Raw genomic sequence first — 15,281 nt, forward strand, 5'->3', positions numbered from 1 at the left:
AAGAAGGTATTCGCTTATTAGCGACTGCCTAATAAAAATATAAACTTTTGGAACAAGAGGGTTAGCTTGGTCAATTTCGTCAGCTAGTAAAAGTGGCGATTACCCAAGAAGCCCCCACTTCAAGCAACCCGTAGAGGTGGTAAGTGGTGGGTAGTTCACTGTTGTATAGTAGTATTAAAGAAAGGGCAGGAACTTATATTCACGATTACAGTTAATTAAATAGGAATTACCACTTAAAAACAATTCTGGGAGGTCTTCACATGAACAAAACAAAGAACAAAAGTATATTCGTACCTATATTCCTTGTCATTTTCCTTAATGCAGCTCTATTAGATCTAAAATACAAAGGATTATTTTATCGCTTATTACCAAGCTCGATCCAATCTTACAGCGATACTATTTTAGGGAAACCTGATGCAAGTTCTCACCATGATGAGATGTGAAAAGTAGAGTTGGCATAAAACCACTAAAGGGGATTTATAGGTAGGGAAGGCGGAGATTATAAAAAAAGTATGTAGTTACATAGAAGAAAATGATATTTAAAAAGGAAAGAATTCGATAAATAGTGAATATCCTTTCCAAAATGTTAAATATGAAAAAAGAAAATATACTAAATCACAGATGATAGAATTATGGATTCGTGTTGGATTTAAAATTAAGAAGGGACAAGGTATGAAAGGCAATTCTCATACCTTGGTCTAATTTCCCGTACGTTCAGGGAATAGGATTGTAGTGTCAATCGTGAGGCTTTCCAGCACTTGCACAGAAACGAAATCTCCCCTGTTGTATACATTATTCAGCTCCAATGTTTGCCCTTTTAGCAAATAAACTTCAATAATTTGATTGGCAGGATCAATAATCCAATATTCCTTCACTCCCGCTCGTTGGTAAGCCAAACGTTTATCTAAACGATCAATCTTTGCTGAAGAGGGGGATATAATTTCAACAACAAAATCAGGTGCGCCCAGGATTTTGTTTTGTTTTATTTTATTCGGATCACATACAACGATTAAATCGGGAATTAACCAATTCCTAACATTTTCGTCAATCCACTTTTTATTAGAATCCTGAAAAAGGTATACATCGATTGGAGCCGCAAAAGTTTTACAAGTCTTTCCCCTTAAATACGTACCAATTTCGATTGATAATTGCATAGATATATCTTGATGTTCAGGAATTGGTGATGGAGCCATACTTATAATTTTACCATCCAAAACTTCACAACGTTCTTCTTCGTTCCAAGTTATATATTCCTTATAAGTCATGTCTAACGGGTATTTATCTGCGATAGCTTGCCTCCTCCCATCGTTTATTATTAAATGTCCATTATACAACAAAATGTAAACCTTTTATAATAATCTAATGCTATCTTGTCCTAACAAATATGGCATATATTTCAACAATTATAAAAGTGTCAGTCCCCAGGAAATTAAAGCACTAATGATTTGAAGGGATTTTTAAACGATATGCATATAGCTTTCATGTTAATCCATTACATCCAAAAACGTTACAATCATCACATTAATAACTGATTATTTAACCAATTCGGTAAAGTTAATTGTCATGTCTAATTCTATGGAGTACTCTATAGATAGGAAAGAAAGATCAAATAGGGGAGGATGACTGTTATGAGTGAATGGCTTACAAGTTTAAAAACAGAAACACCACAAGAGGGATTTGAGTTGGCTATTACATTGGCAAGAAAAGGGGTTGGATATACCCAGCCTTCTGCAGAAATAAGAAAGAAATTGCGACCGGAATATGAGGAAAATGCGGACAGCCTGACAGCTGCTTCACAGGTCATTGCGATCCATTATCAAACAGTGGCAGCAGCTAATAATTATTGGAAATAATGAATTTAAAATTCAGCCCTTTTTCATCATGGAAAAGGGTTTTTTAATATGTAATGAAGTGAGTTCACTGTCCCAAATTTAAACTAAGCATAGCAATAAAAATGACTAGCTATTTGCATTATGTAACCGAACTAATGTTTGATTATGTTGTTAGAAGTTTATATAATGAGGTTAGATACTGTTGAAACAGGAAAAATCTTTTTACTATCATTTTCTGGAGGAATGGAAATGAATAATGAAACTAATATGCTAATCTTCCAGACAGAAGAAGGTAATACAAAAATAGATGTCAGATTGGAAAATGAAACAGTTTGGATGACTCAGAAGGCGATTGCGGAGTTGTATCAAAAGGTTGTAAATACGATAAACGGGCATATAAAGAATATATTTGCTGAGGGTGAACTTCACGAATCGACAACTATTCGGAAAAACCGAATAGTTCAAACTGAAGGTAACAGAGATGTTGAACGAGAAGTGTCATTCTACAACCTGGAAATGATTATCGCTATCGGGTACCGGGTTCGTTCCCATCGAGGTACACAATTCCGGCAGTGGGCAACAGAACATTTGAATGAATATCTGGTAAAAGGTTTTACGATGGATGATGACAGACTGAAAGAAATACGTAATTTTGGAGATGTAAAAAAGCGAGCAGCCTGTAAACTGCTCGCTCTTCTAAATATATCAATCCACTTAAACAGAAGCCTCATAAATCGATTCAACTGCTTTTTCAAGTGCAGCATTAAATTCCTCATCCGTTTGTTTTACATTCAAATCCTGGCTCAAAGCTCTGGAAAAACTGGCAATTAGCCCATCATTTGCTTTAAGCTTTTCATTTGCCACATCTGTGGAATACCCGCCGGAAAGTGCAACAACACGAACCACTTTTGGATGGTCGATAAGTTCTTTATACAAGTTTGTTACTTTAGGGATTGTTAATTTCAGCATGACGTCTTCATTTTCACCCAGGTTATCAAGCTGACTTAGAATTTCTGTTTTTAACAGCGCTTCACATTTTTCCTTTTCCGGGCTGTTTATATCAACTTCTGGTTCGATAATTGGCATTAGACCTGCGGCAATTATCTTTTTACCTATTTCGAATTGCTGGTCTACAACAGCCTTGATGCCTTCAGGATTAGCCTTCTTAATAACGGAGCGCATTTTTGTACCGAATATATGGCGTTCGTTCGCACGCTTCAGTGTTTCATCAAGGTCGTTGATCGGCTTCATCAGCTGAACACCACTCGATTCATCTGCAAGACCCTTGTCCACTTTTAGGAAGGGGGCAATGCCTTTCTTTTCAGCCAGATAATCGCCTGTGTACATACCCTCGATTTCACGGTCCATCGTTTGTTCAAAAAGAATGGCACCTAAAATTTTATCCGAGTCAAAGGCAGGTGATGTGATAATCCTTGTCCGCATTGCATGTACTAAATCGAACATTTCATCCTCATTGGAAAACGCATCCTCTGAGACGCCATACAGGGCCAGTGCTTTCGGTGTACTGCCACCACTTTGATCAAGTGCTGCTATAAATCCTTTACCGTTTTTGACTTTTTCCAATTGACTTTGTTGCATCATATCCACTCCTTTTCTGTATTTGAAAGAAATTTATTTAAGCAACTTTCCTATCTATATTGTAGCATTATTAGGGATCTAGTGATAGCTGGAATGATTAAACCCTGTGTAAACTTGCAGGCTGAAAACCGTGGTGGGGTGGGGTTCATTGGTGCCCATAAACGCAAATTTATTAGCGCTTCTCATGGTTCTATCAGCGATACTTCGGGAAGTTAGCAACTACTTCCTGTCCCTGTGTCCTCGCCATACGCACAAAAGCATAGCTTACATGAGCTATGCTTTAGATCATACTATTATTCTCCGAGGAATTTCACACATACAACTTCGGGAACATCGACTGTTGATCCCGTATTCGTAAGCTTGCCTGTCTCCACGTCACGGGCAAATAATACAAGATTTCCTGTATGCTGATTCGATGCTATGACGAACTGTTCACTTGGGTCAAGGGTAAAATCACGTGGCCAGTCCCCGCCAGTTGATGTATGTTCAACAAATGTCAGTTCTTTGCTCGCTTCATCGACACGAAACAGTGCAATACTATTATGTCCTCTATTACCTGTGTAAACAAATCTGCCGTCTGAAGATATATGAATGGCACTTGCGTCATTTGTTTCTGTGAAATCCTCTGGTATCGCACGGATTGTTTGTTTTTCTGTAAAACGTCCTTGCTCACTGTCATAGTCGAGTACAATTACTTCAGAACTTAACTCTGTCATGAGATAGGCTGTTTTTCCGTCGGGATGAAATGTAATATGACGCGGACCGCTTCCTGGTTTTACTTTTAATGTATGCACATGTTCTAACTTATTATTTTCAATTTGATATGTGGCAAGCTCGTCTGTACCAAGATCACATACTACAACATATTTCCCGTCTGGTGTCGCTCCTGAGAAATGGACATGTGATTTTTCCTGGCGTTCGTGTGGCCCATTTCCTTCATGGTGTATGGATGAAGCAAGTTCAACGCCGCCTTGTCCTTTGACATGAAGCAACTCTACTTCCCCTTTATGGTAGTTTCCTGTAACTAGTTTATTGTTATGGACCTGAAGATGGCATGGTGGCGTACCTTCTGTCAATTGCTTGTTGATAAATTTTAAGGAACCTGTTTCACGGTCGGCCTCGTATGCGTGCACGCCGCCCATTTGATCTTGCTGTGCAACAGCATAAAGGTTGCGGTTATCCTCGCTGATAGACAAATACGTCGGGCTTCCGACTTCTGCAGCAACTTCGACATGACTTAGTGTCCCAGTCTCTATATCAAGGGTGAAACGATAAATTCCTTTACTGCTTTTGCGTGTATATGTACCCGCATATCCAATATATTTTTTTCCCATATGTATCTTCCCTTCTGAATGGTCTTCCTTTCATCATAGCATGTCCGGAGACTAAAATTAATTCGAAGGGCTTGGTGTGACAGGATCACCATTTTAAATTAAATTTACAAACAAAACAGATGGGAAGAGAATCCTGTCTACGAGCCTTTATTCCTTCCACGGAATAAGCCTGTTTTCCAGCCACTTCAAACCTCTATTAAAGGTTAATCCAAGGAGGGACAGGATCAGTACTCCGACCATTAGTTTTGACGTGATCATTAAGTTACCATAATGCAGTACCATCGAACCGATGCCTTCCTGGGCAGCAATCATTTCTGCTGATACAAGTAAAAGCAGTGATGTCCCTGCAGCGAGCTTCAGACCGGCAAAAATCATTGGAAGGGATCCTGGCAATATAACCTTGCGAATCACATTGACCCGGTTGGAGCCAAATGTTACTGCAGCTTTTACAAGCATGGGATCAACACTTTTTACACCGGAAAATGTATTGATTACTACAGGGAAAAACACTCCCAATGCTATAATCGTTACTTTTGATAATTCGCCGATACCAAGCCATAAGATGAACAATGGCAATAGCGCAATTTTCGGGATTGGGTAAATGGAATAAACAATCGGTGTTCCGACAGCATCTGCCAGTTTAAAGAAGCCTAGGATCAGACCAAATATAATGCCGAGTACAGAGCCGATGGCATATCCAATGACAATTCGATAAAGGCTTGCCGTAAGATTCCCATAAATTTCGCCACTGACAAGCATCTGCCATCCAGTCACGATAATTTCAGACGGGGCAGGGAGGAACAGTGGTGAGACAATGCCGATTCTTGATATGATTTCCCACAATATCAAAAGACCCAATATCCCGACAAAGGAAGCATAGAATGGGACCTTTTTATCGAGAAAAGCAACACGATTTGTTATGACCTTCTTTTGTTTGTCCAATTCTATCACTCCTTCAATGCTTCTTCAGCATCATGACGAATAAGCTGCCAGATTTCATCTGCATACCGGCTTGATTTTTCACGGTATTCCTCATCGTTTCTGCCGGTTTTTGGTAAATCAATGCTGATAATTCGCTTAATTTTTCCTGGATGTCTGGATAGAACAATGACCCTGTCAGCTAAATAAACAGCTTCTTGAATGTTATGGGTGACATACAGTGTGTTTAATTTGGTGCGGTTCCAAATGGTGAGCAGTTCCTCCTGCATCAGGGTTCGGGTTTGTGCATCCAGAGCAGAAAACGGCTCGTCCATCAATAATAAATCCGGCTCAACTGCAAGTGCCCTGGCAATTCCGGCTCTCTGCTTCATACCACCCGACAGCTGTTTGGGATAAGCATCCTTAAAATCACTCAACCCGACCATATCGATATAGTAATTTCCGATTTCTATTTGTTTCTTTTTGGGAAGTCCTTTTTCCTCCAGACCGTAAATGACATTCTGAAAAACGGTACGCCATGGAAATAGGGCGATTTCCTGAAAAACAATTCCCAAATTAGGGTTCTTCTCTGTAATTCCTTCAAAGTAAACACTGCCGCTGGTCGGGGACAGTAAACCACCTACGATGTTTAAAAGTGTTGATTTGCCACATCCACTTGGCCCAACCAGGACAACGAATTCTTCTTCATTTATGGAAAAGTTGATATTTTCCAGGGCAGTTACTTCATTTTTTTTAGGATCAATAAACGTTTTTCCAACGTTTTCGATGACGATACTCATTGCTGTCACTACTCCAATTCTTTTAAGGCATTGTCGAGTAATTCCGTATTAATAATTTCCTCCGCATCAATTGGCGCACCAATTAATTCTTCCTTCGCATACCAATCGATTTGTGTTTGGATGTCTGATGCAAGCAGTTTTCCATCACGATCCATATATGGAAGGCCTTGCTTGATCAATTCCGGTTCCTGGTCGGTATATTCTGCAATAATATTTACAACCTCATCATAATTTTCCCCTGGTACAACTTCACCGTTTTCTTTTGTGAGAACAGCGTCATAGTAGTATTGGGTTGCTTTCGCATAGGCTTTCATGAAGTTTGTAGCAGTGTCTGTATCATCAGCAAAGGTTTTAGAGAAAAACACGCCTGAAACCTGATAATCAATCACATCTCCAACCTGAGTAATCAGTTTGCCATACCCTTCATCCAAAACTCTTGTAATATTCGGCTCATTTAATAAAACGGCATCGACTTGTTTACTTTCCAATGTCTCCATCAGACCGGGTATACTGTTCACAGGCACGAGTTCAACATCATCTGTAGCTAAGCCGTGTTCTTCCAGCAGTCTTCCAGCCATATAATGAAAGGTTGATCCGGTTTGAGTAATCCCGATCTTTTTCCCTGCCAGGTCTTCGACACTATCTGCATCTGAGTCACTCGGTACTAATAGAGCTGTGGAGGAATAGCCTTCCTGTTCTCTGCCTTTATCAGCGACAATAACCAATTCTTCGCCACCGGCAACCATATTGTATAGGCTTGCCGTAATTCCGGTTGCCCCAACATCAATGTCTCCACCTGCTGTTGCAACAGATATTGGCTGTGCAGCCTCAAACCAATTCACCTCGACATCAATTCCTTCTTCTTCAAAAAAACCTTTCTCAAGTGCAATAAAAAACGGGGCTGAGCTGGTCAATTTCAACATTCCAATTTCAACGGATTTATTTTCGGAATCTCCTTCAGCATTTGCTTCTGAGGAATCATCTGAAGACGCTTGTCCACAACCTGCAAGGATAAATGCTAAAAACAGCATTGATAGTAATGCAAAACCAATTCTTTTCTTCATTCCTAATTCCTCCCTATATGTATAAAAAGATAAAAAAAGCTATTAAAATAGCACAGGTTTTGTAACCTAAAAAATAATAATGCCTGCAGCCATCTTAATGAGATTTTTATAAGGATAGCACAAAATAATCAACGAATCCACATAATTATTGAAAAATTTCGGAAAGAATGTAAGGAAAGGGCTTACATTGTCGAAAAGTCATAAATTGGAATCGGTTGGAATGATAAACTGTGTGATTTTTTTCCAATTGGTTAACTAAAAAGGAGGAGGGTGATGGAGGTGGATGGCTTTCAGACAACAGTTGCATACCATCCACTCGCCGCAAGACGCCGCCCCAATTTGTATCCATTGCTTGTTGAGGATATGCGTTTAGTGTCAGAGAAGCTGAAGAAGTAAGCATGAGCAATGAGCCTAGGAAATTATAGCAGTATTCCACGGACGAACAATGAACTGGAAATAGGTTACAAACGAATAAATTAAAATTTGAGGCTAAAACTAAAAGGAAATTTATAGAAGGGGATTCCTTATGAAGCCAATTAAACCGACTAAAATACAATCAAATAAAATAAACAATACCAATCATAAATTAACCTCTGCAGAAATGGGGAAGCTATGGGTAACTTATACAGGAAATACGATGTCTACGTGTGTCCTTCGTTATTATCTCCAACATATCGAAGACAAGGATATCAAGGTGGTTATAGAAAATGCTCTGAATTTAAGTCAATCGATTGTGGAAAATATTAAAGAAATATTTATCCGGGATAACTTCCCAATACCAATTGGGTTTACAAAGGAAGATGTGAACCTTGGTGCTCCAAGGCTATTTTCCGATGAGTTTTATCTTCACTATCTAAACTATACAAGTAAAGCTGGAATGAGTATCTATTCGATTGCCATACCGATCATGTCGAGAAAAGATGTAAGGGAATTATTTATCAATACACTTCAGTCCACAGTAAAGCTCGTATCGGATGTGAATGATATCCTGGAAGCAAAAGGGTTCTTAGTAAGACCACCATCCATTCCGACTCCAAAAAAGATTGACTTTGTAAAACAGCAAAATTATTTAAATGGTTTTTTTGGAAATGTCCGACCTCTTCATGCGCTGGAAGTTGCACATCTTTATGATAATCTTGAAAATAATGTAACCAGTAAAGCGCTTTTAATTGGTTTTAGTCAAGTAGCCAAAACAGAAAAGGTTAAAAAGTTTCTTTTAAGAGGAAAGGAAATTACGAGTAAACATATAAAGTCCTGTTCACAGCAGTTGCATAAAGATAATTTGCCATCTCCTCCACTATTGGATGATTTGGTAAGCACCTCTACTTTTTCTCCTTTTTCAGATAAATTGATGCTATGGCATAAAATAGACATGTTTTCCATGAAGATCAGGTCAGATGCAAATGGAATGTCACTCAATGGAAGGCGGGATCTTGGTGGTATGTATACGAAGTTCCTGATGGACATTGGTCTTTATGTAGAGGATGGTGCGAATATAATGATTGACCAGGGTTGGATGGAACAACCTCCAGAAGCGGTTGATCGTGATGAATTGTCAGGCGGAATTAAAGGAATAGAATAGAATAACGTGATGAAAGAAAAAGTCTAAGCATTTGATATTGCTTAGGCTTTTTTCGTATTCAATCTCTTTTTTGCAGAATTCAGGGATGAGTCAACCGGCACTTGCTTTCGGGTCTTGGCGAGCCCATATAATGGCATATTTCCATAAACAGTCTCATAATCTCCTTTTTGGACGATATAAGTTTCATGGTAGATGCCAACAGCTTCATTGTCACCAACTTTTTTATTAAAGTCTCTCCATGCAGTTAAGTGCTTCTGTCCTCTTGCATATGCATGAAGATCTTCCGTTGATTGCCAATATTGAATCATAACAGTGGTTCTAAGCCCAAAGTAACTTTCCATCGAAAGAAGGCCAAGGTCCTTATTTTGATAAAGCTCCCGGATCATTGCCGGCATCGCCATAAATACAGGCAGCCATTTGTGTACAGCATGCCACTTATTTACCCTCATTCCAATTAAAAATACGACGATGTCCTGATCATTCTCCGTAGTATAACGCCCCTCAAATACGGATTTTGCCATTACGAATCATCCTTCCAATTCCTGATTTTTTCAATTGTATCCTCACACCATTCCATTGCGGCAATTGTCATTCGTTTTCCGTAATCTAATGTGAAAAGCCAGTAAGTAGCATCAGCCTCCTCATTCTTATGGGATGTAATCATTTTTTCAATTTCCTCATACGTTTCATAGCGCTTCTGCAATTCCTGTTGATAATTCTCCAGTTGCTTGGTGGTATCTTCATTGCTTTGGTGACGGCCGAAAAAAAGCTTTAGCAATAATTTGTTTTTTTCTGCAGGTATTTCTTTTATAGGACTCTGAAGCCAGGCTTGTAATGCTAATTCTCCCTTTGGGGTTAGGAAATATTCCTTTTTGGGCCTACCTTCCTGAGAAGTTTCTTTTACCGTTGCCAATCCATCCTCGACCAGCTGCTTTAATGTAGGATAAATCTGGCCATAACTAATTTTCCAAAAGTGATTCAGACTGGTATCAATCATTTGTTTAATGGCATATCCGGTACGGCAGCCCGTCGTAAGCAAACCAAGTAAAGCGTATTTCGTATTATTATATTTAGTCATGCTGTGATCCACCTATCATTATGATATATATCTTTCAGCTATATTATACATGAAATTAGTTATGATGCAACCAACTTTTGTGATTTATCTGAAAATTAGTATTGAAATAATTATTAAAGTAGTATATTATAGTTATAAATCATATGATACATATCATATATTATATATTAATCCACAAGGAGAGTTACAATGGCACCAAAGAAAAAGTTTTCCAGAGAAGATATTATTGATGCAGCATTTGATATAGCAAAAGTAGAAGGTATTGATTCAATTACAATCAGGAAGGTGGCTCAGAAACTGGAAAGTTCCATCGCACCAATTTATGTAAACTTTAATGATATTGAAGAGCTGATTAAAGAGGTGGTGATGAAGACGGTGGACATATCAAGACAAATGTTAGCTGAGCAAAATTCCGGGGAGCCATTTCGGGACATTGGAATTGCAAGTATTAAATTTGCGAAGGAGTACAGTGTGCTTTTTCGGGATTTGATTATGAAAAATAGTGCCCATATGCAATATGAAAGCAATGATATCAGTGTTGTGATTGAGCAAATGGAAAAAGATCCGACCCTTGCCGGTTTTTCAGAGGAAGAATTGCAAACCATTTTATTAAAAATGCAGATTTTCCAAACCGGACTTTCTGTAATGGTGGCGAATGGTTTACTTCCGGAGAACTTCAGTGAAGAAATGATGATTGAAATGCTCGATAGTACTGCAGAGGATGTAATTGCTACATCACATTTTCGCAAGGAAGGGATGCTGGATGAATTAAAGCGAAGGAAAGGTTTATAAAAAGATCTGCCAATATAAAATGGGAGGTTAACAATGATACTTGATGTGAAAGGTGTTACGAAAAAGTTTTCCGGTAAAGGGAAATCCAGGACGGTTGCAAATGATAATCTTACTTTCCAAATTGAAGCAGGTGAAATCTTTGGTCTGTTAGGCCAAAATGGTGCAGGGAAAACGACAATAGTAAATCAGATTTTAGGACTGCTGACCCCTGATGAAGGAGACATTCATTTACTTGGCAAATCAGTTATTGGGTCTACTACTCGTGCGCGGGCCTTGTGTTCCGTACAGCCACAATCACAGGTGCCTCTGGGATTCCTGACACCAAAACAGGCAGTTACACTGATGGGGAAAATGCGTGCTGGTGGCAGGTTTGATCCGAAGCGGGTGGATATGCTGTTTGAGGCTCTGGATATGGGAAAGTGGGCTAATAAAGAGGGTGAAAAACTCTCAGGAGGTGTCCGCCGTTTGACAGCCTTTTGTATGGCGGTGGCTGCTCCGGGAAAATTGGTCATTCTTGATGAGCCGACAAATGATATAGATCCTGTTCGCAGGCGTTATCTTTGGCAGGTGATACGCGAACTTACAAATGATGGCACTTCTATTATTCTGGTAACACATAATGTGGTAGAGGCTGAAAAGACAGTCGACCGGGTTGGGATATTACATGGTGGCCAGTTGCTTGCCCAGGGTACTCCCTCGGAAATAAAAAGCTCTGTAAGTAACCGGATGCGGATGGAAATTAGTTTAGATAAGGACAGCAAATTGGAACTCCCGAAATGGGCGCTTTCATCTCATCTTAGGGGTTCCCGCATGTTATTTTCCATAGATCCTGAACAGGTGGATGCGACGATAAAGTGGGCTAGTGATCAGATTAAGAATGGTGCAATTATTGATTACGGCCTGTCCCCCGCAACCATTGAAGATGTTTATGTGGAACTAACTTCTGGAAAGGAGTTATCACAGGTATGACAAAAATAGTAAGCGAATACAAATATGTTTTTCAAATGCAGTTTCTGAGGAATTCGGGGTATCTTGTATTCATGGCTTTAATTCAGATTATGATATCCATTGGTATCGTAATTGGTTTTACCTATTTGATTGCTGATCCTGACACAAGCAGTATACTTTACCTATCTACAGGAGCTCCTACTTTAATTTTGATCATTACAGGATTGGTCATTTTACCCCAGCAGGTTGGCACATCCAAAGCAGATGGATTTATGGAGTTTATGCGAACATGGCCGATAAACCGTTCCATTATACTTGGTGCAGATACAACCCTGTGGGTGTTAATTACAATTCCAGGAATTGTTGTTTCCTCTTTTGTAGCGCACTTCATGTTTCAGCCGGGATATGATGTTTCCTGGACTGTAGTTCCGGCAATGTTAATGATTGCATTAACCTCCATTGGTGTCGGCTATGGATTTTCCTATCTTTTATCACCAACTGCCTCTTTAGGACTTTCACAAATTATTGTATTTGGAGCACTTATGTTTTCACCGGTAAACTTCCCAATGGAACGTCTACCCGAATGGCTTCAATTACTTCATGAAGTACTGCCGATTTACTCCATGGCTGAGGTAATGCGTGCATCACTGGCTGCTTCGACCTTTACCGCAGACGCCGGCAATTATATTAATTTAATTGTGTGGTGTATTTTAGGTTATGGTGGGGCTATTTTTATTTTGAATAGAAAATAAGTGAGACACTTAGGACATAGGCGGACTGCCCCTGGATTTATCAGTTGAAATTTGGGGTGCAGCTCATGCCCTGTCTCTGTACCTGTACTCTAACTTCAGGCTTTATTCAAAGTAGATCCATCGATTAGTTCCTATTTTTGTATAATTCTTTTTAAGTATTCTCCTCACTCTTTTCTTGGAATCTATCACCTGACACCATTCGTGAATAATATTTGTAGTAATTTTCTGCTCGGGGAATAGGAGTTTAAATTCTTCAACAGTCCTCTTTATTGCAGAAGCAGCTTTTTCTCTATGCCCACATTCCTTACAAACACACATCACTCCCACAACAGAAATAGAAAATGAATCACAGTCTATGCAACAAATACCCTTTTTTAGTTCATTATAATTATAGTCAGGTAACTGATAATAAGGGGATTCTTCGATATGAAGAGACATTAGTTTTTCTGCATATAGTTTATGATTTCTCTTTAATTTGGAAGATATTGTATTTAACTGATTGAGGTAGCCGTTAATCTTGGTTGGAGGAATAATTGGTTTATTGAGAGGTGCCTGGTATAAGGTGAATTCAGAATTTATGAAAATAACAGAGGCTTCAATAGAAAGGTTAATCCCATGTTTGGAGAATAATTGCCGGAGTAGAGATTCGCTTCTGCTCAACTGGTGCAATGGGTTGATGATTTCATATTGGGGTATTTTGAAAAACTTTTCACCTTCGAAATAAAATTCACCTACATAATTCTTTACTTCAAAAATATAAACCTTATGTGAAGTGATAATAAGTGTATCAATTTGAAAGACGGTGTTATTTATTTTTAGCAGTAAATCATTTAAAATGATGCATTCATACTCAAGCCTAGCCGTCAATGAATCAAAAAGCTTTTCACCTTCAAATCCTTTTTTTAGATTCAAGTAATGCTGTTTATCCTTGGTTGATAAAGACTTCTTTTTATTGAGTAATTCTAAGATTAATAATTCAGCTGATTTTTTACGAGATTTATATTCTTTCATATTCCACACCCTTTCCTTAATTAAATTGATTATACTAAATAAATCTAAAATTATCATCTTATTACACTAAAAAGCTTAAGTAATAGAGAAGATCTCGCGGACAGCACGCTGTATAAGCATGAGGACAAAGTCCGTGATCTCCATTCTCGAGGACATTACGCTCTAAAAGCGAGAGCGAAAAGTCCATGAACACCACTCTCACGGACAAAATAGCCTCAAAGTAAGAGCGCAAAGTCCGTGATCTTCACTCTCGCGGACAAAACAACCCAAAAGCATGAGCACAATGTCCGTGAACTCCACTCTCACGGACAAAACGCCCTTAAAGCAAGCAAGAAAAGTCCACAACCCCACCGCACACCCACACGCCTACGCAACTCAAAATAAAAAAGCAGCTAAAAATAAAATTTACAGCTGCTTTCCATCATATAATTATACCCAAACGCCAATCTATTCAGCTTCTGTAATTTTCACAAGCTGTTTACCAATATTCTCTCCTGTAAACAAACCGTTAAAGGCTTTTGGAATAGTTTCAAATCCTTCGTGGATCGTTTCCTCAAAGATTAGTTTTCCCGCGGAAACACCCTCGGCTAAAACTTTGTATGCTTCTTTATAATCTTTGGCAAAATCACCGACCAAAAAACCCTGCATTTTCACACGCGATTTTATCAGGAACTGCTGTACACGCGGGCCAAGATCCACTTCTTCTTCTTTCAAGTTATAAGACGAGATGGCACCACATACAGGAACACGGGCAAAATTGTTTAAGTGTGGCCAAATGGCATCACCAATTTCCCCACCCACATTTTCATAATATACATCAATCCCGTTTGGACAGGTTTTCTGTAATTGTGCTTCAAGGTTTCCTGCTTTATATTCTACCGCGGCATCAAATCCAAGTTTTTCTGTAATATAATCTGCTTTTTCTTTGGAACCAACAATGCCGACAACACGTGCCCCGGTTTGCTTGGCCAGTTGACCGGCAATTTGACCAACCGCACCTGCAGCGGCTGAGACAACGACGGTTTCACCTTTCTTTGGTTCGCCAATATGCATCATACCAAAATAGGCAGTCAGCCCAGGCATACCCAGGACACCGAGAGCAGTACTAGGGCTTAATCCATGTGTGTTTACCTTGCTTACATTGTCCGCTTTGACTGTATTGTATTCCTGGAATGGAAGGTTTCCTCGAACGATGTCTCCTGATTTAAAATCATCGACCCTTGATTCCATAACCTGTGCAACGATGCCGCCTGCAAGCGGTTCTCCTATTTGGAAAGGTTCCACATAAGAATCTTGATTGGACATTCTGCCCCGCATATATGGGTCAACAGAAATGTACAAGGTTTTCAGCAATAGCTCCCCTTGCTCCAGATTTTCTGCTTCAACATGACGAAATTCGAAGGTTTGTTCATCAGGCAAACCATTTGGACGCATCTTTAATAAAAGCTGTTGTGATTTCAATTGATTTTCCCTCCTGTTACTAAACCATAATCTCTCATCTATAACCCTGCAAGCCTTTTGCCTAATCAGCTAAAACTTTAGCCTCACTAAAAAAGGAACCGCTTATGTTT

The 15,281-nt window shown here is 39.1% G+C and carries 18 protein-coding genes; 8 read left to right on the forward strand and 10 right to left on the reverse strand.

Annotated elements, in window-relative coordinates:
- Window positions 1-260 precede the first annotated feature (260 nt).
- Complete coding sequence (locus CIL05_RS18210) at window positions 261-443, forward strand: hypothetical protein (RefSeq protein WP_095656967.1); 183 nt, start codon at window positions 261-263, stop codon at window positions 441-443.
- 255 nt (window positions 444-698) lie between these two features.
- On the opposite strand, the gene CIL05_RS18215 is transcribed toward CIL05_RS18210, so the two are convergent.
- Entirely contained in the window at window positions 699-1,334 is a 636-nt protein-coding gene (locus tag CIL05_RS18215) for a Uma2 family endonuclease (RefSeq protein WP_500691347.1), read from the reverse strand.
- A 294-nt stretch (window positions 1,335-1,628) separates the two neighbouring features.
- On the opposite strand from CIL05_RS18215, the gene CIL05_RS18220 reads away from it, so the two are divergent.
- Both CIL05_RS18220 and CIL05_RS18225 read left to right on the forward strand, forming a co-directional pair.
- Window positions 1,629-1,853 carry a hexameric tyrosine-coordinated heme protein gene (locus tag CIL05_RS18220; RefSeq protein ID WP_095656969.1) on the forward strand — a complete coding sequence of 75 codons (225 nt, stop codon included), beginning with the start codon at window positions 1,629-1,631 and terminating at the stop codon, window positions 1,851-1,853.
- Window positions 1,854-2,081: 228 nt separating this feature from the next.
- The gene (locus CIL05_RS18225) at window positions 2,082-2,663 is read left to right on the forward strand and encodes a virulence RhuM family protein (protein ID WP_240510230.1); all 582 of its coding nucleotides are present in this window, start codon (window positions 2,082-2,084) and stop codon (window positions 2,661-2,663) included.
- Here CIL05_RS18225 and CIL05_RS18230 read toward each other — a convergent pair.
- The 5 genes from CIL05_RS18230 to CIL05_RS18250 all read right to left on the reverse strand — a co-directional run bounded on the left by CIL05_RS18230 (window position 2,547) and on the right by CIL05_RS18250 (window position 7,547).
- Window positions 2,547-3,431 (reverse strand): fructose bisphosphate aldolase, encoded by an 885-nt coding sequence (locus tag CIL05_RS18230; RefSeq protein WP_095656970.1) that lies wholly within the window; start codon window positions 3,429-3,431, stop codon window positions 2,547-2,549. The two genes, CIL05_RS18225 and CIL05_RS18230, sit on opposite strands and share 117 nt — an antisense overlap.
- A gap of 293 nt (window positions 3,432-3,724) precedes the next feature.
- Entirely contained in the window at window positions 3,725-4,765 is a 1,041-nt protein-coding gene (locus CIL05_RS18235) for a lactonase family protein (protein ID WP_165769169.1), read from the reverse strand.
- A 147-nt stretch (window positions 4,766-4,912) separates the two neighbouring features.
- A complete protein-coding gene (locus CIL05_RS18240; RefSeq protein WP_095656972.1) occupies window positions 4,913-5,707 on the reverse strand; it encodes an ABC transporter permease in 795 nt (264 codons plus the stop codon).
- A 5-nt stretch (window positions 5,708-5,712) separates the two neighbouring features.
- On the reverse strand, window positions 5,713-6,483 hold the full coding sequence (locus CIL05_RS18245) for an ABC transporter ATP-binding protein (RefSeq protein ID WP_095656973.1): 771 nt from the start codon (window positions 6,481-6,483) through the stop codon (window positions 5,713-5,715).
- A gap of 8 nt (window positions 6,484-6,491) precedes the next feature.
- Window positions 6,492-7,547, reverse strand: a complete 1,056-nt coding sequence (locus CIL05_RS18250; protein ID WP_095656974.1) for an ABC transporter substrate-binding protein — start codon at window positions 7,545-7,547, stop codon at window positions 6,492-6,494.
- A gap of 273 nt (window positions 7,548-7,820) precedes the next feature.
- On the opposite strand from CIL05_RS18250, the gene CIL05_RS22835 reads away from it, so the two are divergent.
- Both CIL05_RS22835 and CIL05_RS18260 read left to right on the forward strand, forming a co-directional pair.
- Window positions 7,821-7,943: a hypothetical protein gene (locus tag CIL05_RS22835; RefSeq protein ID WP_276245357.1), complete on the forward strand. Its 123-nt coding sequence runs from the start codon at window positions 7,821-7,823 to the stop codon at window positions 7,941-7,943.
- 130 nt (window positions 7,944-8,073) lie between these two features.
- Window positions 8,074-9,129, forward strand: coding sequence for a DUF3231 family protein (locus CIL05_RS18260; protein WP_095656975.1), 1,056 nt, complete (start codon window positions 8,074-8,076; stop codon window positions 9,127-9,129).
- 41 nt (window positions 9,130-9,170) lie between these two features.
- On the opposite strand, the gene CIL05_RS18265 is transcribed toward CIL05_RS18260, so the two are convergent.
- Both CIL05_RS18265 and CIL05_RS18270 read right to left on the reverse strand, forming a co-directional pair.
- Window positions 9,171-9,650, reverse strand: a complete 480-nt coding sequence (locus CIL05_RS18265) for a DUF4188 domain-containing protein (RefSeq protein ID WP_095656976.1) — start codon at window positions 9,648-9,650, stop codon at window positions 9,171-9,173.
- The gene (locus CIL05_RS18270) at window positions 9,650-10,207 is read right to left on the reverse strand and encodes a PadR family transcriptional regulator (RefSeq protein ID WP_095656977.1); all 558 of its coding nucleotides are present in this window, start codon (window positions 10,205-10,207) and stop codon (window positions 9,650-9,652) included. Before CIL05_RS18270 ends, CIL05_RS18265 begins: the two co-directional genes overlap by 1 nt.
- A 189-nt stretch (window positions 10,208-10,396) precedes the next feature.
- On the opposite strand from CIL05_RS18270, the gene CIL05_RS18275 reads away from it, so the two are divergent.
- Genes CIL05_RS18275 through CIL05_RS18285 form a run of 3 tightly spaced genes read left to right on the forward strand, consistent with a single transcriptional unit; the run spans window position 10,397 to window position 12,699 of the window.
- Window positions 10,397-10,999: a TetR/AcrR family transcriptional regulator gene (locus tag CIL05_RS18275; protein WP_095656978.1), complete on the forward strand. Its 603-nt coding sequence runs from the start codon at window positions 10,397-10,399 to the stop codon at window positions 10,997-10,999.
- Between the two features lie 33 nt (window positions 11,000-11,032).
- On the forward strand, window positions 11,033-11,968 hold the full coding sequence (locus tag CIL05_RS18280) for an ABC transporter ATP-binding protein (RefSeq protein ID WP_095656979.1): 936 nt from the start codon (window positions 11,033-11,035) through the stop codon (window positions 11,966-11,968).
- On the forward strand, window positions 11,965-12,699 hold the full coding sequence (locus tag CIL05_RS18285; protein ID WP_095656980.1) for an ABC transporter permease: 735 nt from the start codon (window positions 11,965-11,967) through the stop codon (window positions 12,697-12,699). Before CIL05_RS18280 ends, CIL05_RS18285 begins: the two co-directional genes overlap by 4 nt.
- A gap of 102 nt (window positions 12,700-12,801) precedes the next feature.
- Here the strand turns inward: CIL05_RS18285 and CIL05_RS18290 are convergent, their stop codons facing one another.
- Window positions 12,802-13,710 carry a nuclease-related domain-containing protein gene (locus CIL05_RS18290; RefSeq protein WP_095656981.1) on the reverse strand — a complete coding sequence of 303 codons (909 nt, stop codon included), beginning with the start codon at window positions 13,708-13,710 and terminating at the stop codon, window positions 12,802-12,804.
- Window positions 13,711-14,157: 447 nt separating this feature from the next.
- Complete coding sequence (locus CIL05_RS18295; protein ID WP_095656982.1) at window positions 14,158-15,171, reverse strand: NADP-dependent oxidoreductase; 1,014 nt, start codon at window positions 15,169-15,171, stop codon at window positions 14,158-14,160.
- Window positions 15,172-15,281: the final 110 nt, after the last annotated feature.

This window comes from Virgibacillus profundi (assembly GCF_002287375.1).
Classification (GTDB): domain Bacteria; phylum Bacillota; class Bacilli; order Bacillales; family Amphibacillaceae; genus Virgibacillus_K; species Virgibacillus_K profundi.